Source organism: Pseudomonas reactans, from assembly GCF_013385825.1.
GTDB classification, from domain to species: Bacteria; Pseudomonadota; Gammaproteobacteria; order Pseudomonadales; family Pseudomonadaceae; genus Aquipseudomonas; species Aquipseudomonas reactans.
In genome coordinates, this window is the sequence record NZ_JACAPG010000018.1 from 122650 (window position 1) to 143248 (window position 20599).

18 protein-coding genes are annotated in these 20599 nt (G+C 61.4%); 7 read left to right on the plus strand and 11 right to left on the minus strand.

What is annotated here, in order from left to right; all coding sequences use genetic code 11:
- Positions 1 to 26: 26 nt before the first annotated feature.
- Complete coding sequence (gene leuS / locus HX868_RS20965; RefSeq protein WP_177004243.1) at positions 27 to 2633, minus strand: leucine--tRNA ligase; 2607 nt, start codon at positions 2631 to 2633, stop codon at positions 27 to 29.
- Positions 2634 to 2894: 261 nt separating this feature from the next.
- Here leuS and HX868_RS20970 point away from each other — a divergent pair, with 261 nt between their 5' ends.
- Together HX868_RS20970 and HX868_RS20975 are read left to right on the plus strand one after the other, a co-directional pair.
- On the plus strand, positions 2895 to 3212 hold the full coding sequence (locus HX868_RS20970; protein ID WP_016978595.1) for a hypothetical protein: 318 nt from the start codon (positions 2895 to 2897) through the stop codon (positions 3210 to 3212).
- A 114-nt stretch (positions 3213 to 3326) separates the two neighbouring features.
- Positions 3327 to 4088, plus strand: coding sequence for a YdcF family protein (locus HX868_RS20975; RefSeq protein WP_177004244.1), 762 nt, complete (start codon positions 3327 to 3329; stop codon positions 4086 to 4088).
- A 91-nt stretch (positions 4089 to 4179) separates the two neighbouring features.
- On the opposite strand, the gene lnt is transcribed toward HX868_RS20975, so the two are convergent.
- The 5 genes from lnt to miaB form a co-directional block, all read right to left on the minus strand.
- Positions 4180 to 5703, minus strand: a complete 1524-nt coding sequence (lnt, locus tag HX868_RS20980; protein ID WP_177004245.1) for an apolipoprotein N-acyltransferase — start codon at positions 5701 to 5703, stop codon at positions 4180 to 4182.
- Positions 5704 to 5711: 8 nt separating this feature from the next.
- Positions 5712 to 6551, minus strand: a complete 840-nt coding sequence (locus HX868_RS20985; RefSeq protein WP_065886853.1) for a CorC family transporter — start codon at positions 6549 to 6551, stop codon at positions 5712 to 5714.
- A gap of 41 nt (positions 6552 to 6592) precedes the next feature.
- Positions 6593 to 7051, minus strand: a complete 459-nt coding sequence (gene ybeY, locus HX868_RS20990; protein WP_010206771.1) for an rRNA maturation RNase YbeY — start codon at positions 7049 to 7051, stop codon at positions 6593 to 6595.
- Positions 7044 to 8048, minus strand: a complete 1005-nt coding sequence (locus HX868_RS20995) for a PhoH family protein (protein WP_016978598.1) — start codon at positions 8046 to 8048, stop codon at positions 7044 to 7046. Before HX868_RS20995 ends, ybeY begins: the two co-directional genes overlap by 8 nt.
- Positions 8049 to 8237: 189 nt before the next feature.
- Positions 8238 to 9566, minus strand: coding sequence for a tRNA (N6-isopentenyl adenosine(37)-C2)-methylthiotransferase MiaB (miaB, locus tag HX868_RS21000; protein WP_177004246.1), 1329 nt, complete (start codon positions 9564 to 9566; stop codon positions 8238 to 8240).
- A gap of 131 nt (positions 9567 to 9697) precedes the next feature.
- Here miaB and HX868_RS21005 point away from each other — a divergent pair, with 131 nt between their 5' ends.
- Entirely contained in the window at positions 9698 to 10024 is a 327-nt protein-coding gene (locus HX868_RS21005; RefSeq protein WP_003194436.1) for a DUF1820 family protein, read from the plus strand.
- Between the two features lie 8 nt (positions 10025 to 10032).
- Here HX868_RS21005 and HX868_RS21010 read toward each other — a convergent pair whose 3' ends face one another.
- The 4 genes from HX868_RS21010 to HX868_RS21025 all read right to left on the minus strand — a co-directional run bounded on the left by HX868_RS21010 (position 10033) and on the right by HX868_RS21025 (position 13553).
- Positions 10033 to 10587 carry a tetratricopeptide repeat protein gene (locus tag HX868_RS21010; RefSeq protein WP_177004247.1) on the minus strand — a complete coding sequence of 185 codons (555 nt, stop codon included), beginning with the start codon at positions 10585 to 10587 and terminating at the stop codon, positions 10033 to 10035.
- A 225-nt stretch (positions 10588 to 10812) separates the two neighbouring features.
- Positions 10813 to 12096: a glutamate-1-semialdehyde 2,1-aminomutase gene (gene hemL / locus HX868_RS21015; RefSeq protein WP_033896452.1), complete on the minus strand. Its 1284-nt coding sequence runs from the start codon at positions 12094 to 12096 to the stop codon at positions 10813 to 10815.
- Between the two features lie 17 nt (positions 12097 to 12113).
- Positions 12114 to 12737 (minus strand): thiamine phosphate synthase, encoded by a 624-nt coding sequence (thiE, locus tag HX868_RS21020; protein ID WP_033896453.1) that lies wholly within the window; start codon positions 12735 to 12737, stop codon positions 12114 to 12116.
- 18 nt (positions 12738 to 12755) lie between these two features.
- Positions 12756 to 13553 carry a hydroxymethylpyrimidine/phosphomethylpyrimidine kinase gene (locus HX868_RS21025; RefSeq protein ID WP_177004248.1) on the minus strand — a complete coding sequence of 266 codons (798 nt, stop codon included), beginning with the start codon at positions 13551 to 13553 and terminating at the stop codon, positions 12756 to 12758.
- 276 nt (positions 13554 to 13829) lie between these two features.
- Here HX868_RS21025 and HX868_RS21030 point away from each other — a divergent pair, with 276 nt between their 5' ends.
- From HX868_RS21030 to HX868_RS21045, 4 genes are all read left to right on the plus strand, one after another.
- Entirely contained in the window at positions 13830 to 16220 is a 2391-nt protein-coding gene (locus HX868_RS21030; protein WP_177004249.1) for a hybrid sensor histidine kinase/response regulator, read from the plus strand.
- 193 nt (positions 16221 to 16413) lie between these two features.
- On the plus strand, positions 16414 to 18060 hold the full coding sequence (locus tag HX868_RS21035; protein ID WP_177004250.1) for an acyl-CoA dehydrogenase family protein: 1647 nt from the start codon (positions 16414 to 16416) through the stop codon (positions 18058 to 18060).
- 66 nt (positions 18061 to 18126) lie between these two features.
- The gene (amn, locus tag HX868_RS21040; protein ID WP_177004251.1) at positions 18127 to 19599 is read left to right on the plus strand and encodes an AMP nucleosidase; all 1473 of its coding nucleotides are present in this window, start codon (positions 18127 to 18129) and stop codon (positions 19597 to 19599) included.
- Between the two features lie 71 nt (positions 19600 to 19670).
- Complete coding sequence (locus HX868_RS21045) at positions 19671 to 20306, plus strand: pseudouridine synthase (protein WP_122683591.1); 636 nt, start codon at positions 19671 to 19673, stop codon at positions 20304 to 20306.
- Here HX868_RS21045 and HX868_RS21050 read toward each other — a convergent pair.
- A complete protein-coding gene (locus HX868_RS21050; protein WP_025999909.1) occupies positions 20301 to 20510 on the minus strand; it encodes a DUF2788 domain-containing protein in 210 nt (69 codons plus the stop codon). The genes HX868_RS21045 and HX868_RS21050 overlap by 6 nt on opposite strands.
- Between the last annotated feature and the right edge of the window lie 89 nt (positions 20511 to 20599).

Genomic DNA, 20599 nt, shown 5'->3' on the forward strand with positions numbered 1-20599 from the left:
GGGTTTGAACCCTGCGCCCGATCCGATTAGCTAGCGACGATATTGACCAGTTTGCCAGGCACCACGATCACTTTGCGGATCGTCAGGCCTTCGGTAAAGCGCAGCACGTTCTCGTTGACGCGGGCAGCCGCCTCGACGTCTTCGCGGCTGGCGGTAGCCGGCATGTCGATCTGGCCACGCAGTTTACCGTTGACCTGGATCACCAGTTGCAGCGTGTCCTGTACCAGGGCGCTGTCATCCTGCACCGGCCAGCGCGCATCGATGACGGCGTCGCTGTGACCCAGGCGGTTCCACAGGTCGTGGCTGATGTGCGGCGTGATCGGTGCCAGCAGCAGGGTGACCGTTTCCAGGCCTTCCTGTACCAGTGCGCGATCCTGTTCGGTGGCTTGTGGCGCTTTTTCCAGCACGTTCATCAGCGTCATCACCTGGGCGATGGCGGTGTTGAACTTGTGGTTCTGGCCCACGTCCTGGCTGGCTTGCTTGATGGCCAGGTGGGTGCTGCGGCGAATCAGTTTCTGCTCGTCGCTCAAGGCGGCCACGTCCAGCTTGCCCGGCAGGCCCTGGCTGATGTGGGCGTGCGCCAGGCGCCAGACGCGCTTGAGGAAGCGGTGCGAGCCTTCGACGCCGGAGTCGGACCATTCGGCGCTCATGTCAGGCGGCGAGGCGAACATCATGAACAGGCGGCAGGTGTCGGCGCCGAACTGGTCGATCATCGACTGTGGGTCAACGCCGTTGTTCTTCGACTTGGCCATCTTCTCGGTGCCACCGATTTCCACCGGCAGGCCGTCGGCGATCAGCTTGGCGCTGATGACCTTGGCTTTGCTGTCGCGCTCAAGCTCAACGTCAGCCGGATTGAACCAGGTGTAGGCACCGTTGGCTTCGCGACGATAGTAAGTCTCGGCGACCACCATGCCCTGGGTCAGCAGGTTCTTGAACGGCTCATCGGAGCTCACCAGGCCTTCATCGCGCATCAGCTTGTGGAAGAAGCGCGCGTACAGCAGGTGAAGGATGGCGTGTTCGATACCGCCGATGTACTGGTCAACCGGCAGCCAGTGGTCAGCCGCGGATTTTTCTACCAGGCCGCCCTCGTAGTGAGGCGAGGCGTAGCGCGCGTAGTACCACGAGGACTCGACGAAGGTGTCCATGGTGTCGGTTTCACGCTTGGCAGGCTGGCCGCATTTCGGGCAGTTGCACTCGTAGAACTCAGGCATGCGCGCCAGTGGCGAACCGGCGCCATCCGGCACCACGTCTTCCGGCAGGACCACTGGCAGCTGGTCTTCCGGTACCGGCACGTCGCCACAGCTTTCGCAGTGGATGATCGGGATCGGGCAGCCCCAGTAGCGCTGGCGGCTGATGCCCCAGTCGCGCAGGCGGAACTGGGTGCGCGAGGCGCCCAGGTTTTTCTTGATCAGTGCAACTTCGATCGCGTCGAAAGCGCCTTGGAAGTCCAGGCCATCGAACTCGCCGGAGTTGATCAGCTCACCGTGCTCACCGTAGGCGTCTTGCCATGGGGCCGGGTTGGTATCGCCCGAGCTGGTGCGCACCACGGATTTGATCGGTAGGCTGTATTTGGTGGCGAATTCGAAATCGCGCTCGTCGTGCGCCGGCACTGCCATTACGGCGCCATCGCCGTAGTGCATCAGTACGTAGTTGGCGACCCACACCGGCAGCTTCTCGCCGGTCAGTGGGTGCTCGACGAACAGGCCAGTTGGCAGGCCTTTTTTCTCCTGGGTGGCGACGTCGGCTTCGGCCACGCTGCCGCCTTTGCATTCGGCGATGAACGCCTGCAGCTCAGGGTTGTTCTGTGCGGCTTGGGTGGCCAGCGGGTGTTCGGCGGCCACGGCGACGTAAGTCGCTCCCATTAAAGTGTCCGGACGGGTAGTGAAGACTTTGAGCGCGCCCGCTTCGCCGATCGAGTCGACGTTGTACGGGAACTGCACTTCCATGCCTTTGGACTTGCCGATCCAGTTGCGCTGCATGGTCTTGACCTGTTCAGGCCAGCCCGGCAGGTCGTCGAGGCTCGACAAGAGTTCATCCGCGTAGGCGGTGATCTTGAAGTAGTACATCGGGATTTCGCGCTTTTCGATCAGCGCGCCGGAACGCCAGCCGCGACCGTCGATCACTTGCTCGTTGGCCAGTACGGTCTGGTCCAGCGGGTCCCAGTTCACGGTGCCGCTCTTTTTGTAGATCACGCCTTTTTCGAACAGGCGCGTGAACAGCCATTGTTCCCAGCGGTAGTAGTCCGGCTTGCAGGTGGTCACTTCGCGGGACCAGTCCACCGCCAGGCCCAGGCTGCGCAGCTGGGTCTTCATGTAGGCGATGTTTTCGTAGGTCCACTTGGCGGGGGCCACGTTGTTTTTCATCGCGGCGTTTTCCGCCGGCATGCCGAAGGCGTCCCAACCCATGGGTTGCAGGACGTTCTTGCCTTGCATGCGCTGGTAACGGGAAATCACGTCGCCGATGGTGTAGTTGCGCACGTGCCCCATGTGTAGCTTGCCGCTGGGGTAAGGGAACATCGATAGGCAATAGAAAGTCTCCTTGCCTGGCTGTTCACTGACTTCAAAGGACTTTTGCTCGTCCCAGAAGGTTTGGGCGGCATTTTCTATTTCACGGGGCTGATATTGTTCGTGCATGGCTACTTTTGAACTGAATAGGGGTGGCCTAATCCTCTTCGGTGCAACATTCAGGTTGATCGACACCAAAAAGCGGCGCGTCCGTGCCCAAACCCTGCGGGAAGTGGAGTTACAGGAAGCGCCGTAGCATACATGACCCCACTCTATCGAGGGAAACCCTGATTGCGCAGGCAGGGCCGTCTGTCGCGGCGCCAGGCGCGCGCAGCCACGAGGACTACGCTGTTTATTGGGGAGCAAGTCTTTCTTCAATGAGGTGAGGGGATGGTTGAATCGCAAAGAATCGTATCGAAACCGGATGTCTACGAAGGACTGATCGACCGCTTGGGTCGTGCATTGGATGCAGCGAGGACAGCAGGCCGATTGCGTGATGAACGGCCTGTGGAGTTGGAACTGCGCGGTCTGAGCCTCGCGGAGCTGGAACTGATCAAGGCGTATCTGGAAAGGAATGGGCGCAGTGCGCCTCCTTGGGTGGCAACCCCGCCAATCAAGGAGCCTACGCACTCAGCCAAGGTGGTGTGGCTCAAGGACTTGTCGGCCGGTCGTGGCCCGGAAAAGCTCCGGTCCGCTCGCTACAAGTAATTCACTGCCCCCTGGACGGCTTCACCACGCCGTTTCACTGTAAAGCATGTCACCGTAAAGATTGTCGCTAAACCCCGTTACACCTTAGGCTTCGGGCATCTTTGGAGATGCCCGATGCCTATTCGTTATTTCATCAAACAACTGCTCCTGCCGCCCGGCATTCTCTTGCTGTTGCTGGCGCTTGCCTGGTGGTTTCGCCGCAGCCGCCCGCGCTTGGCGGCGTGCTGCTTTGCCCTGGGTTTTGGGGGGCTGTGGTTGATCAGCTTGCCAGTCATGGTGGAGTGGGGCGCTCGGGCCCTGGAAACCGAACCGGCGTTGGCTCGGGAAGACTGGTCGACCTTGGCCCAGCGCGCCGACGCCATCGTGGTGCTGGGCTCCGGGCGTGAGCGCGGTGACCCGGCCTGGGGCACCGACCAGCCCACCGGGATCGGCCTGGAACGCCAGCGCTATGCCGCACGACTGGCCAAGGCTTCCGGCTTGCCGGTGCTGACCAGCGGCGGCCTGCATTACGGCACACCGCCCAGCGAAGCGGAGTTGATGGCAGTGTCGATGCAGGAGGACTTCGGCGTAGCGGTGCGCTGGAAAGAAGAACGCAGCCGTACCACTTGGGAAAATGCGCAGATGAGCGCAGAGATTCTGCTGCCGGCGGGCATCAAGCGCGTCGTGGTGGTGACCCAGGCCTGGCACATGCCGCGTTCGGTGTGGAGCTTTGAGAGAGCCGGCTTTACCGTGGTGCCGGCGCCCGTGGGTTTTCTGGGCGTAGACAACGCCCGGCCTCTGGGCGGATGGATGCCGGAATTCGTAGCGGTGTGGCGCAGCGGGCAGTTGATCAACGAAGCGGTGGGGCAGATAGGTTACCGATTGTTCTACCGCTGAACATGTAGGAGCCGGCTTGCCGGCGATGAGGCCCTTGAGACATGTGTTCACTTTAAGGACGCCATCGCTGGCAAGCCAGCTCCTACAGAGGTTAGACCGTTTTCGACATCCGACCCGCGAGCAGCGCCCAGCCAAACAGGCCAAGGCACACAATGATCAACGGCCATGAGCGCCATTGCAGGTACGGCGTGAGGTTGTGCATCGGTACGACTTCACCGTAGAGAATGCCGCGTTCGAATTGTGGGATCTGCGCGGTGATCTGCCCAAACGGGTTGATCAAACCGGTCACGCCATTGTTGGTGGCCCGGATCATCCAGCGCCCGGCTTCCAGTGCACGCATCTGCGCCATTTGCAGGTGCTGCAACGGGCCGATTGAGCGGCCGAACCAGGTGTCGTTGCTGATGGTCAGCAGCAAATCGCTCTGCGCCGACAGGCCTGCGGCGAACTCCGGGTACACCACTTCGTAGCAGATGAACGGCGCAATTTGATAGCCCTTGGCCTGCAGCATCGCCTGGTCGGACGGTCCGCGAGCGAAGTCCGACATTGGCAGATCAAAGAACGCGATCAGGCCGCGCAGCATGTCCTGCAGCGGCACGTACTCGCCAAAGGGCACCAGCTTCTGCTTGAGGTAGGTGCCGTCGCCTTCGCCAACCACGGTGATGCCGTTGAAGTAGCGCTTCTGGTGATGCACTTCCTGGCGGATTGGCACGCCGGTGATCAGCGCGGTGTGCCGGTCGGCGGCGAATTTGCCCATCATGCCCAGGTAGCCTTCGACAGACTCCTTGAGCACCGGCACGGCAGTTTCCGGCCACACCAGCAGGTCGACAGGCTTGGAACTGAAGCTCATGTCGCGGTACAGCGCGAGCTGTGCGTTGAGCTGCTCCGGGTCCCATTTCATGCTTTGTTCGACGTTGCCCTGGATGGCGGCCACGGTCAGTGGCGCACCGGAGGGGCTGGTCCAGGCGTGATGCTTGAGCGCCAGGCCGATGGCCCAGGGCGCGACCAGCAACACCAGGCCTGCGCCGATAAATGCGTTGCGCTTGCCAGCCAGCAGACGCGGCAGGTTGCACAGCAGCGCTGCCGTCAGTGCCAGGGCGAAGGAGATCAGCCACATGCCGCCCACCGGGGCCAAGCCCGTCAGCGGGCCGTCAAGCTGGCTGTAGCCGGAGTACAGCCACGGGAAACCGGTGAGGAACCAGCCGCGAAACGCTTCCTGGCCCACCCACAATGCTGCAAATGTCAGCGCATCTGCCAGCGGTGCTTCGTTACGACGCAACCAGCGCGCCCATAACCAGGCAGGCAGGGCGAAGAACCACGCGATGGCGGCGGTAAACAGCAGCATCAGGAAACCTGCCAGCAGCACCGAAGCGCCGCCGAAGTGGTGGATGCTGTAATAGATCCAACTGGTGCCGGCGCCGAACAGGCCGAAACCGAAACACCAACCACGGCCCAATGCCTGGCGCGGGCTCAGGTCCCGCAGCCCGACATAGAACAGGCCGACCGCGACCAGCGCAAACGGCCACAGGTCGAACGGCGCCAGCGCCAGGGTGGTGATGGCGCCGGCCACCACGGCCAGCAAATTACCGGGCCAGCCGGGGCGGGTTAGGCGCTGCATGTCATTCCTTAGCGGGCAATAGGTGTCAGGCGAATCAGGTGGATACGACGGCTGTCCGCATTGAGGATGCGGAAGCGATACGCGCCGATCTCGGTGGTCTCGTTACGTTTTGGCAGATGCCCGAACGCACTCATCACCAGGCCGCCCACGGTATCGAACTCGTCATCGGAGAATTCGCTGTCGAAGAACTCGTTGAAGTTCTCGATCGGCGTCAGCGCCTTGATCAGGAAGTCACCGCTGGGCAGCGGCTTGATGTAGCTGTCTTCTTCGACGTCGTGTTCGTCTTCGATGTCGCCGACGATCTGTTCCAACACGTCTTCAATCGTCACCAGGCCAGCTACGCCGCCGTATTCGTCGATCACGATGGCCATGTGATTGTGGTTGGCGCGGAATTCACGCAGCAACACGTTCAGGCGCTTGGACTCGGGCACGAAGGTGGCCGGCCGCAGCAGGTCCTTGATGTTGAAGTTGTCGCCATTCTCCTTGAGGATCAACGGCAGCAGGTCCTTGGCCAACAGGACACCCATGACGTCGTCATGGCTTTCACCGATCACCGGGTAGCGCGAGTGCGCCGAGTCGATCACGGCCGGGAGGAATTCCCGTGGGGTCTGGGTCGCCTTGATGCTGATCATCTGCGAGCGCGGGACCATGATGTCGCGTACTTGCAGGTCAGCCACCTGGATGGCGCCTTCGACGATGGCCAGCGCTTCGCTGTCCAGCAACTTGTTCTGATGGGCCTCGCGCAGCAGCTCAAGCAGCTCCTGGCGGTTTTTCGGCTCGTGGGCAAAAGCCTGGGTCAATTTACCCAGCCATGACTTCTGCCCGTTGCTCGATCGGTCTTCGCTCATAGCGATTACTCTGAATCCTTTATTGTTACAGTTGAGTGTTTTTAAACTTCGTCGTCGGCATACGGGTCCGGATGACCCAATTCTGCAAGCAACGTTTGTTCCAGGGTTTCCATTTCCTCGGCTTCGTCATCGTCTATATGGTCGTAACCCAAGAGATGCAAGCAGCCGTGGATGACTAGATGGGCCCAATGGGCCTCAAGTTCCTTGCCTTGTTCTTTTGCCTCGCGCTCCACCACGGCGACACAGATGACCAGATCGCCCAACAGCGGGATATCCAGCAGTTCATCCGGTACGTCGGCGGGAAAGGACAGCACGTTGGTCGCGTAGTCCTTCTGGCGCCAGGTGTGATTCAGTTCACGGCCCTCGGGCTCGTCCACCAGACGAATGGTCAGCTCCGAGTCGGCGGTGCGCTGGCGCAAGGCCAGGGCGCACCATTGGCGGAATTGGGCTTCGCTGGGGGCGGGCGCGTCGGTGGCCAGCTGCAGGTCAAGCTCAAGCATCGCGGCGAACGTCCTTGGACAGCCCGTCATCGCGGTGTTCGAAGCGCTCGTAGGCCTCGACAATGCGCTGTACCAGCGGGTGGCGCACCACGTCCTTGGGCGAGAAGTGCGTGAAACTGATGCCCGGCACGTCCTTGAGCACTTCAATCACATGGCTCAAGCCCGACTTGGTGCCCTTGGGCAGGTCAACCTGGGTGATGTCGCCGGTGATAATGGCCGTGGAGCCGAACCCGATGCGGGTCAGGAACATCTTCATCTGCTCGACCGTAGTGTTCTGGCTTTCGTCGAGGATGATGAAACTGTTGCTCAAGGTGCGGCCGCGCATGTAGGCCAGCGGGGCGATCTCGATCACCTGGCGCTCGATCAGCTTGGCCACGTATTCGAAGCCGAGCATCTCGTACAGCGCGTCATAGAGCGGGCGCAGGTACGGGTCGATCTTCTGGGCCAGGTCACCGGGCAGGAAACCGAGTTTTTCGCCGGCCTCGACCGCTGGGCGCACCAGCAGGATGCGGCGTACTTGCTCGCGCTCCAGCGCGTCGACCGCACAGGCCACGGCCAGGTAGGTTTTGCCGGTACCGGCGGGGCCGATACCGAAATTGATGTCGTTACCCAGGATTGCCTTGACGTACTTCTGCTGATTCAAGCCCTTTGGGCGAATCATGCCTTTTTTGGTACGCAGGGCCACGCTGGCTTCAGCGACTGGGTTGTTGGCCAAGTCTTCCACAGCCGATTCCTGCAAATACAGGTGCACGATTTCTGGCGACAGCTCGCTACCCTTGGTTTCGCGGTAGAGACGGCGCAGCAGGTTTTCTGCGGATTTAGTGTGCAGGGCTTCACCAATGAGCTCGAACTGATTGCCGCGATTGCGGATCTCGATGCCCAGGCGTTGTTCGATCAGGCGCAGGTGCTCGTCGAACTGTCCGCACAGGTTGGCGAAACGGAGAGCCTCAAAGGGCTCGAGAATAAAACGATGGGGTTCTGCTATGGGTGCGTTCAAGGTCGCTTTTAGCCGCCCTTTGGCTGTTGAGGTGAAATAGAGAATAACGCCAGCCGGCTGTGTGCGAAAGCACTTAAACGGCACAATCTTCCTGTAGGAGCCGGCTTGCCGGCGATAGCCTGCTCATAGGCGATGCAATGCTCGGAATCGCCATCGCTGGCAAGCCAGCTCCTACAGGGGGTGTGGTGGTTATTGAATCAGCGACCCGCGCAGCGAATGGGGCTGCGCCGCGTCGATGTGCACATCGGCAAACTGGCCGATCAGGGTCGGATTATCGCAACGGAAGTTTACGATTCGGTTGTTCTCGGTACGTCCCTGCAATTCGCCGGGGTCTTTTTTCGAGTAGTCGGTGACCAGGATGCGCTGGGTCGAACCGACCATTTGTCGGCTGATCTCGAAGCCCTGCTGGTTCAGGCGGTGTTGCAGCGCGTTGAGGCGCTCTTTTTTCAGCGCTTCCGGGGTTTCGTCCAGCAAGTCGGCCGCCGGGGTGCCGGGGCGCTGGCTGTAGACGAACGAGTAGGAGAAGTCGAAACCGACGTCTTCGATCAGCTTCATGGTCTGCTGGAAGTCTTTCTCGGTCTCGCCGGGGAAGCCGACGATAAAGTCCGAGCTGATGCAGATACCCGGCACCGCCGCGCGCAGTTTGCGCAGTTTGGATTTGTACTCCAGGGCCGTGTGGTTGCGCTTCATCGCCGAGAGGATGCGGTCCGAGCCCGATTGCACCGGCAAGTGCAGGTGCTTGACCAGTTCCGGCACTTCGGCGTGGGCCTGGATCAGGCTGTCGGAGAACTCCAGTGGGTGTGAGGTGGTGTAGCGGATGCGCTCGATACCGTCCACGGCGGCGACCACGCGGATCAATTCCGCCAGGTCGGCCAGGCGGCCGTCGTGGGTCTGGCCGCGATAGCCGTTGACGTTCTGGCCCAGCAGGGTCACTTCGCGCACGCCGTTTTCGGCCAAGTGGATAATTTCCGACAGCACATCGTCAAATGGCCGGCTGACTTCCTCGCCACGGGTGTAGGGCACCACGCAGAAGGTGCAGTACTTGCTGCAGCCTTCCATCACCGACACGTAGGCACTCGGCCCGTCGATGCGCGGCTCGGGCAAATGGTCGAATTTTTCTATTTCAGGGAATGACACGTCGACCTGCGGCAGCTTGGTAAAGCGCGCGGCGTCGATCATTTCCGGCAGGCGGTGCAAGGTCTGCGGGCCGAAGACCACGTCGACATAGGGCGCGCGGTCGCGGATCGCGGCGCCTTCCTGGCTGGCCACGCAACCGCCGACGGCGATCACCATGTCCGGGTTGGCCAGTTTCAACTCGCGCCAGCGGCCCAGCTGCGAGTACACACGGTCCTGGGCCCGCTCGCGGATCGAGCAGGTATTGAGCAGGATCACGTCGGCATCTTCGGCGCGGGCGGTGACTTCCAGGGCCTGGTGTTCGCCCAGCAGATCGACCATGCGCGAGCTGTCGTACTCGTTCATCTGGCAACCGTGGGTTTCGATGTAAAGCTTCTTGGCCATGGGAATCGTCAACTGGTGGTAAAGAACCGCGCATTATAGGGGGCATGCCCATTGGTTCCTAGCGTTGTGCATCGGGTGCCATGCTATAGTTCGCGCCCTCTTTTATATCCCCGATGTGTTGTTCGCCCACCATGACCAAACGTGAAGCTCCAATCTACAAGGTGATTTTCCTCAACCAGGGCCAGGTGTTCGAAATGTACGCCAAGCAGATCTATCAGAGCGATCTGTGGGGTTTCCTGGAGGTGGAAGAGTTCGTCTTTGGCGAGCGCACCCAGTTGGTCGTCGACCCGGGCGAAGAGAAGCTCAAGGCGCAGTTCGAAGGCGTGGTGCGCAGCTTTGTGCCGATGCATTCGATTGTGCGCATCGATGAGGTCGAGCGTTTGGGCACGCCGAAGATCAGTGAAGCACGTGGCACCAGCAACGTGATGCCGTTTCCGATGCCGATGCCAGAGAAGTAACGGCGCTGTCAGGGCAGGGGTGAGAAGGGCGAACGCCCGTCGGCACTCTGCAATTCCTGCAGATAATTGCGGAAAATCTGCCCCAGCACCTGGGTCGCCACTTCCAACTCATCGCGCTGCATGTGCTCGGCCACTTCATCGGCCGTATCCAGCGCGTCTTCTGCGCCGTTGACCGCGGCCATTTTCAGCACGATATACGCCTGGACGTTGTTGGCCGGGACGCCTTCGCCTTTGAAGAACATATTGCCCAATTCGAATTGCGCTTGGGCGTGCCCCTGCAACGAGGCTTTCTCGAAGTAGCTCAAGGCTTTGTTGAGGTCGCGGGCCGGGTTTTTGCTGTCGTGAAAGTACTCACCCAACTCGTACTGCGCCTGCGCATCCCCGCCCTCGGCCTGTTTCTGGCACGCGCTCAGGGCTTCGGCCTGGCTGTCTGGCTGGGTATTGAGGGTGCAACGACCCATCGCTGGGATTAACAACGAGTTGCCGCCTGCTTGTGCATGTGCCAGCAGCGGCTGAAGGAGCAACAGGCAGCCCAGAACCAGGGTGCGGCCGGTGCGTTTCATGGGAATCGACTTACCTCTGACGGGGCGCGCGGACCCTCGGGGGATCCAATAAGCGCGCATTATGAAATAAGCAGGCCTCTGCTTACAAAGTCTTTACTCGTTTTTCTGCTGCTTGGGCAAGTTATCTGCCGGATTGCAGGTGATTTCTCGAAAAAACTCGGAAATTTCTGTAAGCAAAGTAGCAAATCAGACACCGTTTGCGCGGTGCCTGATTTTTGCGGCCAATTATTTCAGTGCAGCGAAGGCGCGTTCGGCGGCATCGAGGGTCAGTTTCAGCTCGGCTTCGCCATGGGCGATCGAGGTGAAGCCGGCTTCGAAAGCGCTCGGCGCCAGGTACACACCGCCCTCCAACATCAGGTGGAAGAAGCGCTTGAACAGATCGGCGTCGCTGCCCATCACGTCATCAAAGGTGACGATATCGTCGGCGCCGCTGAAATACAGACCGAACATGCCGCCCGCCTGGGTGGTGACAAACGGAATGCCAGCGGCATCGGCGCGCTGTTGCAGGCCGTCGAGCAGGCGTGTGGTGTAGTCGGTCAGCTCGGCGTGGAAGCCCGGGCGGCTGATCAGGCGCAGGGTGGTCAGTCCGGCGGCCATGGCCAGCGGGTTGCCCGACAAGGTGCCCGCCTGGTACACCGGGCCCAGTGGCGCGATGTGCTGCATGATGTCGCGCTTGCCGCCGAAGCAGCCCACCGGCATGCCGCCGCCGATGATCTTGCCGAAGGTGCTCAGGTCCGGCGTGACGCCGTAGTGAGCCTGTGCGCCGCCGAGTGCGACGCGGAAACCGGTCATCACTTCGTCGAAAATCAGCACCACGCCGTGCTTGTCGCACTGCTCGCGCAGGCCTTCGAGGAAGCCCGGCGCCGGGGGTACACAGTTCATGTTGCCGGCCACCGGCTCGACGATGATGCAGGCCACGTCCTGGCCCACTTCGTTGAGCATCTGCTCGACGGCGGCGATGTCGTTGAACGGCAGGGTCAGGGTGTGTTTGGCGAACGCCGCCGGCACACCGGCCGAGCTGGGCACGCCTTGGGTCAGCAGGCCGGAACCGGCTTTCACCAGCAGGCTGTCGGAGTGACCGTGGTAGCAGCCTTCGAACTTGATGATGCTGTCGCGGCCGGTGAAACCACGGGCCAGGCGGATCGCGCTCATGGTGGCTTCGGTGCCGGAGCTGACCATGCGCACCATTTCCATCGACGGTACGATCGAGCAGACCAGATCGGCCATCTCGGTTTCCATGGCGGTCGGCGCGCCGTAGGACAGGCCGTGTTCCAGTTGCTTGCGCACCGCGTCCAACACGTCCGGGTGGCTGTGGCCGAGGATCATCGGGCCCCAGGAGCCGACGTAGTCCACGTAGCGTTTGTCATCTTCGTCGGTGACGTAGGCGCCTTCGGCATGCTTGAAGAACAGCGGCGTGCCGCCCACGCTCTTGAACGCACGCACGGGGGAGTTCACACCGCCGGGGATGTGTTTTTGGGCATTGGCAAACAGCGTTTCGGAACGGGACATGATCGGGCTCTCTTGAATCAAATCTGAAAAAGGGCGTTGAACGCACGGGCGCGGCGCGTGACTTCCTGGGTGCTGTCGGCGCCAAACAGGCCATGCACCACAGCCAGCAGGTCGGCGCCGTGGGCCACCAAGGGCTGGGCGTTCTCCAGGGTGATGCCGCCAATCACGCAGATCGGCAGCTGCAAACGTGTACGGGCCTGGGCCAGCATCTCTGTGGTGGCGGCCGGTGCGCCGGGCTTGGTGTTGGAATTGAAGAAGCGGCCGAAGGCGACATAACTGGCGCCTTCCTTGGCGGCCTGCTCGGCCAGTTCGATCTGGCTGTGACAGGTGGAACCGATGATGGCTTTGGAGCCTAGCAGGGCACGGGCCGGGGTCAGCGGGCCGTCGGTCTGGCCCAGGTGCACGCCGACGCCGAGGCGCGCAGCGAGTTCGGCGTCGTCGTTGATGATCAACTGGGTCTTGTAGCGCGAGCACAGCTCCCGCAGTTTTTCTGCTTCACGCAGGCGCCGGGCTTCGTCGCTGCTTTTGTCGCGGTATTGCAGCAGGGTCACGCCACCGTCCAACGCGGCTTCGACGTAGGCGAGGAATTTACCGGCCAACAGTTGGCTGTCGGTAATGGCGTAAAGGCCACGTAATTTCATCGGGCAGGCCCCTTGATCTTAAGAGCAGAAATCCAGCGGCAACCGGCGCGGTACGAACTGGCCCTGGCCGAGTTGTTCGGCGTCACGCAGGGTGCGCCAAGTGTAGTTGAGGGCCGATTGTACGGCGCTCACCAAGCCTTCGCCCTGGGCTATCCGACCGGACAGCGCACTGGCTAACGTGCAGCCCGAACCGTGATAGCTGCCGGGCAGGCGCTGGCAGGTAAAGGTCTGGCGCGTGCCGTCGCGGCTGTAGAGGCGGTTGTGCACTTCGTGCTCGTCGCCATGGCCGCCGGTGATCAATAGGTGCTTGATGTACGGCAGCAGCTTCTCGGCGCATTCGTCTGCGGTGCCTTCAGGCAGCTCCGCGAGGATGCGCGCTTCCGGCAGGTTGGGCGTGGCAATCAGCGACAGCGGCAACAACCGCTCGCGCATTGCATAACCAACTTCGTCCTTGCCCAGGCTGCCACCGCCGCCGGCGCGCAGCACCGGGTCGCACACCACCGGCAGGTGCGGATGCGCCTGCAGCAGTTCGACTACGGTGTCGACCATCGCGGTGGAGCCGAGCATGCCCAGCTTGACCGCCGCCACTTCGGAATCGCCGAGCACGGCATTGGCCTGGGCCAGTACCCACTCGCGGTCAAGCACGCGGAAATCGCTGACATTGACGGTGTTTTGCACGGTCAAGGCGGTGACGGCCGGAGCCGCATGGCAACCCTGGGCGAGCAGGGCTTCGATATCTGCCTGCAAGCCGGCGCCACCACTGGGGTCATGGCCGGAGAGACAGAGGACAACGGGACGAGAGCTGTAGATATTCATGGTGCGCGAGCTTACCACCAAACGCTTTTGGCGGGGCCGTCTGGCGATGGTTGAATTTTGCCATCGAAGTGACGCTTTTTTGGCGGTTTTACGGTCGATGAAAATCGCTGAAAGCCGCGTTCTAGAGCCTTTCAAAAAATTATTTCAATGGTGCCTAGTGGCCTTTAGCAGCTATGCTAGAGTGGATCCAAACTACTAACTGTATTGCCGGTGTACGTCTTCTCAAAAGGAATGGGGGGCTTTTTGACATAACCGGACAGGCCACGCTGGGGCTCTATGCGCTATTTGCTGATTTTATTGTTGTGCGGGTTGCCGATGCTCGCCAACGCCATCGAGTTCAACCAGGACACGCAAAGCCTGCCGTTGGGCCGAGCCATGCAAGTGCTCGAAGACCCGACCGATGCCCTCACCATCGCGGATGTCAGTGCGCCGTCCGCCACCGCGCAGTTCAAACCCCACGATAAAGACACCCTGAATGCCGGTTACTCGCGCTCGGTGTTCTGGCTCAAGGTCAATCTGCACTACCTGCCCACTAATCCCGAAGCGCAGCGCACCTGGTTGCTGGAGCTGGCGTACCCGCCGCTCGACCATCTGGACCTGTACCTGCCCGACAGCTCTGGCAGTTATCGCCTGGCAGGGCGTACTGGGGATGCGCTGCCGTTCTCCGCCCGTGAGATCCGCCAGAACAACTACCTGTTCAAGGTCGACTTTACGCCGGGTGAGGCAAAAACCGTCTACTTGCGCCTGCAAAGTGAAGGCTCGATCCAGGCGCCGTTGACGCTCTGGTCCAGCACCGCTTACCTGGAGCAACAGCCGCTGCGCCTGTATGTACTGGGCCTGATCTATGGCGTGTTGCTGGGGATGCTGGTCTACAACCTGTTCATCTACCTCAGCGTGCGCGACACCAGCTACCTCTATTACATCTTTTATATCGCCTCGTTTGGCATGTATCAGCTGTCGGTCAACGGTGCGGCGGTGGAGTATTTCTGGCCGAACAATCCTTGGTGGGCGAATGCCGCGACGCCTTTCCTGATCGGCTCGGCGGCGTTGTTCGGCAGCCTGTTTGCGCGCAGCTTTTTGCACACGGCCCAGCACAGTCGCTGGATCAACCGGCTGTTGCTGGCGTTGGTGGCCTGCGGTGGCGTGGTGATGCTGCTGTCGTTGATGACCAGCTACGCGCTGGCGTTGCGCCTGGCCACCGGCTTGGCGCTGGTGTTTACCGTGACCATCTTCGTCGCCGCCATCAAGGCCTGGTATTGCGGGCAGCGCGTGGCGCGCTATTTCATCATCGCCTGGTCGGCGTTCCTGCTAGGTGGAGTGGTGAATACGCTGATGGTGCTGGGCTATCTGCCTAACGTATTCCTGACCATGTACGCCAGTCAGATCGGCTCGGCGATTGAAGTGGCGCTGCTGTCCCTGGCTCTGGCCGACCGCATCAATTCCATGCGCGAGCAACAAGCGCAGATCCTGCTCGATGCCAGCCAAAAACTTGAAGTGCTCAACCAGCAATTGGCCCGCAGCAACCGACTCAAGGACGAGTTCCTCGCCACCCTGACCCACGAACTGCGTACGCCCATGAACGGCGTGATCGGCTCCCTCGAACTGATGCAGACCGTGCCCCTGGACGCAGACCTGGCGCAATACCATCAAACCGCCGCGGGTTCGGCGCGGGACATGATGCGCATGGTCAACGGCATTCTCACCCTCACCGAATTGCAGGCCGGCCGCTTGAGCGCCCAACCCCAGGTATTCAGCCTGCGCGGCACGCTCGACACCTTGCGCCAGCAGTTCACCGCCAGCGCCCAGAGCAAAGGCCTGGCGTTCTCCATCGATGTGGCGGACGAGTTGCCGGACCGCGTACTGGGCGACGCCGACAAACTGCTGCAGTGCCTGGATTGTTTGCTGGACAACGCCTTCAAGTTCACTCACGAAGGCTCGGTGCGCCTGCGCGTGGTCGGTGTGCCCCAGGGTGACGGTGGCTTGCGCTTGAGCTTTATCGTCACCGACACCGGGATCGGCTTCGCTTTCCTCGACGAGGCGACCCTGTACCAGCGCTTCTTCCAACTGGATGGCTCCATGACGCGCGAGTACGGCGGGCTGGGTATCGGCCTGGCAATCTGCCGGCAACTGATCGAGCTGCTGGGCGGGCGTCTCACCCATCACTCCGAACCGCGCAAAGGCAGCCGTTTCCAGTTGGAAGTGGAGGTCAGTCCCTTAGCACCTGAATCCAAGCCTGCGCCGGACAAGCAGCGCGCACCTCAGGAGTGCTCGGTGCTGCTGGTGGACGACAACAGCGTCGGCCAACTGGTGGTGCGCGGCATGCTACTCAAGCTCGGTTACCGGGTGAAAACCGTGGACACCGGCCCGAACGCGTTGGCCGCCTTGCAAGCCGGAGATTTCGACGCAGTACTGTTGGATATCCCCGAAGGTGGCTTCTCGTTGTGTTGTCAGATCCGTGCACTGCCTGGCTGCGGTGAGTTACCGGTGATCGCCTTGAGTACGTCGCTGAATGCGTCGGAACGTGAGCGCTGCCATGGCATCGGCCTCTCCGATCGCCTGGCCAAACCTGTGCGTTTCGAGGCCTTACAGGCGGTGTTGGAGCGTCGGCTGCTGTGTCCGGTAGAGGGCGAAAGCGCCGGACATTCGGCGGGTATGCCACTTTTTTAAGCGCCATGGCAGTGCTTAACTGAAAAAACCGGCCTCAATCGACGGGCACCGTGTAGGAGCGAGCTTGCTCGCGAAGAACGTCAACGATAACGCGAGCACCCTGTAAAAACGCGGTGCTCTCACGTTCTTCGCGAGCAAGCTCGCTCCTACAAACAGCCTCAATCGAAATGGGCCTTTTTCCAGGAGGCCCGTCATGAACCTGCATCAGTTTGCCGAAACCCACGACGTCACCAACCAGCCACCGTCCCTGGACGGCACCAACCTGTACCGTATCGATTTACCCCTGCAAGACTGGTCGCGCCGCTTTGGCGCGGGTTGGGCAGAGGCGCGTATCGATGCCTACGGTGCGCTGGCGGGTGGGCCGCTGATGGAAGCGGGGTTCCTGGCGAACCAGAACAAACCGGTGTTCAGCAGCCATGACCGTTATGGTCATCGCATCGACCTGGTGGAGTTTCACCCGGCTTACCACGAACTGATGCGCACGGCCGTCGAGCATGGCTTGCCGTCGCTGCCTTGGGCGCATCCGCAGTCCGGCGCCCATGTGGCCCGCGCCGCCATGACCTACCTGCACAGCCAGGCCGAAGCCGGCACCGGCTGTCCGCTAACCATGACTTTCGCTTGCGTGCCTGCCCTGCGCTTGCAACCGGACCTGGCCAAGACCTGGCTGCCGAAAATCCTCAATACCCACTACGACCCGCGCAATGTCGGCATCGCCCACAAGGCCGGTGCCACTATCGGCATGGCCATGACCGAGAAACAGGGTGGCACCGACGTGCGCGCCAACACCACTCGCGCCTACCCGGTGGGTGCCGGCGGTCCGGGCCAGGCCTATGAACTGGTGGGCCACAAGTGGTTCTGCTCGGCACCGATGTGCGATGCCTTCCTGACCCTGGCGCAAACTGACAAGGGCCTGACCTGCTTCCTGCTGCCCCGACACCGCCCGGATGACACGCGCAACGAGTTCTACATCCAGCGCCTGAAAAACAAACTGGGCAACTGCTCCAACGCCTCCAGCGAAGTAGAGTTCCGTGGTGCCCTGGCCTGGATGATCGGTGAAGAAGGGCGTGGCGTGCCGACCATCATCGAGATGGTTGCCATGACCCGCTTCGATTGCATGGTCGGCTCCAGCGCATTGATGCGCCAGGCGCTGACCCAGGCCAGTCATCATTGTGCCCATCGTTCGGTGGGGGGGCGGGTACTCAGCGAACAACCCTTGATGCAAAACGTGCTGGCGGACCTCGCGCTGGAAAGCGAATCCGCGCTGGCCCTGAGCATGCGCATGGGCAGGGCCCTGGATAACCTGGGCGATGAGCAGGAAGCCAAGTTCGCCAGGCTCGTCACAGCCGTGGGCAAGTATTGGATCTGCAAACGCGCCCCGGCCATGATCAATGAAGCCGCCGAGTGCATGGGCGGTGCCGGGTACGTCGAGGACAGCATCCTGCCGCGCCTGTACCGTGAGGCGCCGGTGAATTCAACGTGGGAAGGTTCCGGCAACGTGCAGTGCCTGGACGTGCTGCGCGCGTTGTCGAAAGAGCCGGGCGTGCTGGAAGCGCTGTTTGTCGAGCTGGGGGATGGGCATGGCGACCGGCTGCTGACGCGGCATATCGAGCAATTGAAGTCAGCCTTTATGGACACTCAGGACATCCAATACCGTGCGCGCCAGCTTACCGAAGACATCGCCGTGGCATTGCAGGCCAAGCTGTTGCTGGAAGCCGGCAATGCGGCGGTCAGCGATGGGTTTATCGCCAGTCGCCTGGGTGAATCGTCCGGTCGAGTGTATGGCACCCTGCCGCGTGGCGTGGACGTGGCGGCGATTGTCGCCAGGTCCACACCTTGTTGATTGCATTCAAAGTTTGCGTCTGACGGGGATACAGGCAAGATAAAGGCCTGCACGTCAGAACACAGGATGCTTACCGTGACCGAAGCTTTTGTTGTCGTTCAAACCGCCGAAGAAGCCGTGGATCGGCTGGCGGCCCTGCATGAGCGCGCCACGGGCGCGCTCAATCAAGCCCTCAAGCAATACCTCAAGGACCGCGTCGAACCCGACGCCGAACAACGTGCGTTGTTCCGCTATCCGGAACTGCGCCTGACCTACCACTGCCACGGCGAAGTCCCACAGACGACCCGGGCGTATGCCAAGGTTCAGTTACCAGGGACCTACAGCGTTACCGTTACCCATCCTGCGGCGTTTCGTAAATACCTGCTGGAGCAACTGGTGCCGCTGATGCATGACTTCACCGTGACGGTGGAAGTGGGCGTCAGCCAGCAGAACATCCCGTACCCGTACGTGGTAGAGCAGGGCGATGAACTGGCCGGCTCCGGTGTGACTGCGGCGACCCTGGCCCGCGTGTTCCCGAGTACCGACCTGTCGGCCGCCACTGATGGCATCGCCGATGGCCTGTATGACTGGGAAAACACCGACCCGCTGCCCCTGGCACTGTTCGATGCGGCACGCGTGGACTTTTCTCTGCGCCGCCTGGTGCACTACACCGGCAGCGACTGGCGCCATGTGCAGCCGTGGATCCTACTGACCAACTACCACCGTTATGTCGACCAGTTTATCCTGCATGGCCTGGAACAACTGCGTAGCGACCCGCGTTTTATCCGCATGGTGCTGCCGGGCAACGTAGTGATCGACAAAGCGATGGACCACGGTGAAGCCTCCGCGATTGCTGCCGAGGTGGTGTGGCACCGTTATCAGATGCCGGCTTATCACTTGCAAGCCACTGACGGCCACGGCGTGACCTTGGTCAACATTGGCGTCGGCCCGTCCAATGCGAAGAACATCACCGATCACCTGGCCGTGCTGCGTCCGCATTGCTGGCTGATGATCGGTCACTGTGGCGGCCTGCGCCAATCCCAGACCATCGGCGATTACGTGCTGGCTCACGCTTACATGCGCCGCGACGGGATTCTCGACCGCGTCGTGCCGCCGAACATCCCGATCCCGGCCCTGGCTGAAGTGCAGTTGGCCTTGCAGCAAGCGGCGGCCAACGTCACCGGCGAAAAAGGCGAAGAGCTGAAAAAGCGCCTGCGCACCGGCACCGTGTTGACCTACGACGACCGTAACTGGGAACTGCGCTGGGCCCAGGAACGGCCGCTGATCAACCTGTCCCGCGCCGTGGCCGTGGACATGGAAAGCGGCACCATCGCCGCCCAGGGTTATCGCTTGCGGGTGCCGTACGGTACGTTGTTGTGTGTATCGGACAAACCGCTGCACAGCGAGATCAAGCTGCCCGGTTCGGCCAACGCATTCTATGAGCGCGCGGTGAGCCAGCACTTGAAGATCGGCATCGAAGCGGTGGATTTGTTGCGCACAGAACTCAATTCGCTGCACTCGCGCAAACTGCGCAGCTTCGACGAACCGCCGTTCCGCTAAGCGGTTGGGATGGTCATTTAACGGTCAGGCCACTAGCATTGTCGGTCCTGACCGTTAGATGTTCCTTTGCCATGTCCCGTCCCACCCGTCCAGATTCGCGCCGCCCTGGCGTGAAACCTCCGTATTCCGCAGCGCGGCGTGTCGCCAAGGCGCCACCGGCCGAGCCGAAACTGATCCTGTTCAATAAGCCCTTTGACGTGCTGACCCAGTTCAGCGACGAAGGCGGGCGGGCGACGCTCAAAGACTTCATCGACATCCCCGGTATCTACCCGGCGGGCCGCCTGGACCGTGACAGCGAAGGCTTGTTGTTGCTGACCAACGATGGCCAGTTGCAGGCGCGGATTGCCGACCCCAAGCACAAGTTGGCGAAAACCTACTGGGTGCAGGTGGAAGGCGAACCAACCGAAGAGCAACTGCAACGCTTGCGCGACGGTGTCGAACTGAATGATGGCAAGACCTTGCCTGCGCAAGCGCGGCAGTTGGATGAACCCGAGTTATGGCCGCGCAACCCGCCGGTGCGCTTTCGCAAAAACATACCGACGTACTGGCTTGAATTGGTGATTCGCGAGGGGCGTAACCGCCAGGTACGGCGCATGACCGCTGCCGTGGGGTTGCCCACCCTGCGTCTGGTGCGCGTGCGCATTGGCGACTGGACGATTGACGGCCTGGATCAAGGCCAGTGGAAGGAAGTGCCGGCGCGCTTATAAGGCGCCGGACTCGATCAAGCCGATCACCACGCTCTTGATGATGAACGCGGCCACGCCCAGGCCCAACACGAAGAACAGGATAAACGAGCCAAAACGCCCGGCCTTGGACTTCTTCGCCAGGTCCCAGACGATAAAACCCATGAAAATGATTAGGATCGTGACCAGGCCGGTCATCATCCATTCTTCGAAGAGGGCGGGGTCGATGTTGTTCATGGTGACGTTTCCGACAGGGCAAGCCGCAAGTATACGGCAGTGCTCCGGCTCAGCATTGACCTGCGTCGGTGCGTCGCACG

Excerpts from the sequence above, each read along its gene's own strand:
- HX868_RS20985 (WP_065886853.1), bottom strand. The coding sequence starts at position 6,551 with ATGAGCGAAGACCGATCGAGCAACGGGCAGAAGTCATGGCTGGGTAAA.
- ybeY (WP_010206771.1), bottom strand. The coding sequence starts at position 7,051 with ATGCTTGAGCTTGACCTGCAGCTGGCCACCGACGCGCCCGCCCCCAGC.
- amn (WP_177004251.1), top strand. The coding sequence starts at position 18,127 with ATGCTTACCGTGACCGAAGCTTTTGTTGTCGTTCAAACCGCCGAAGAA.
- HX868_RS21030 (WP_177004249.1), top strand. The coding sequence starts at position 13,830 with ATGCGCTATTTGCTGATTTTATTGTTGTGCGGGTTGCCGATGCTCGCC.
- miaB (WP_177004246.1), bottom strand. The coding sequence starts at position 9,566 with ATGGCCAAGAAGCTTTACATCGAAACCCACGGTTGCCAGATGAACGAG.
- HX868_RS21045 (WP_122683591.1), top strand. The coding sequence starts at position 19,671 with ATGTCCCGTCCCACCCGTCCAGATTCGCGCCGCCCTGGCGTGAAACCT.
- leuS (WP_177004243.1), bottom strand. The coding sequence starts at position 2,633 with ATGCACGAACAATATCAGCCCCGTGAAATAGAAAATGCCGCCCAAACC.
- lnt (WP_177004245.1), bottom strand. The coding sequence starts at position 5,703 with ATGCAGCGCCTAACCCGCCCCGGCTGGCCCGGTAATTTGCTGGCCGTG.
- HX868_RS20970 (WP_016978595.1), top strand. The coding sequence starts at position 2,895 with ATGGTTGAATCGCAAAGAATCGTATCGAAACCGGATGTCTACGAAGGA.
- HX868_RS21025 (WP_177004248.1), bottom strand. The coding sequence starts at position 13,553 with ATGAATATCTACAGCTCTCGTCCCGTTGTCCTCTGTCTCTCCGGCCAT.
- HX868_RS20975 (WP_177004244.1), top strand. The coding sequence starts at position 3,327 with ATGCCTATTCGTTATTTCATCAAACAACTGCTCCTGCCGCCCGGCATT.
- HX868_RS21005 (WP_003194436.1), top strand. The coding sequence starts at position 9,698 with ATGACCAAACGTGAAGCTCCAATCTACAAGGTGATTTTCCTCAACCAG.
- HX868_RS21010 (WP_177004247.1), bottom strand. The coding sequence starts at position 10,587 with ATGAAACGCACCGGCCGCACCCTGGTTCTGGGCTGCCTGTTGCTCCTT.
- HX868_RS21035 (WP_177004250.1), top strand. The coding sequence starts at position 16,414 with ATGAACCTGCATCAGTTTGCCGAAACCCACGACGTCACCAACCAGCCA.
- thiE (WP_033896453.1), bottom strand. The coding sequence starts at position 12,737 with ATGAAATTACGTGGCCTTTACGCCATTACCGACAGCCAACTGTTGGCC.
- hemL (WP_033896452.1), bottom strand. The coding sequence starts at position 12,096 with ATGTCCCGTTCCGAAACGCTGTTTGCCAATGCCCAAAAACACATCCCC.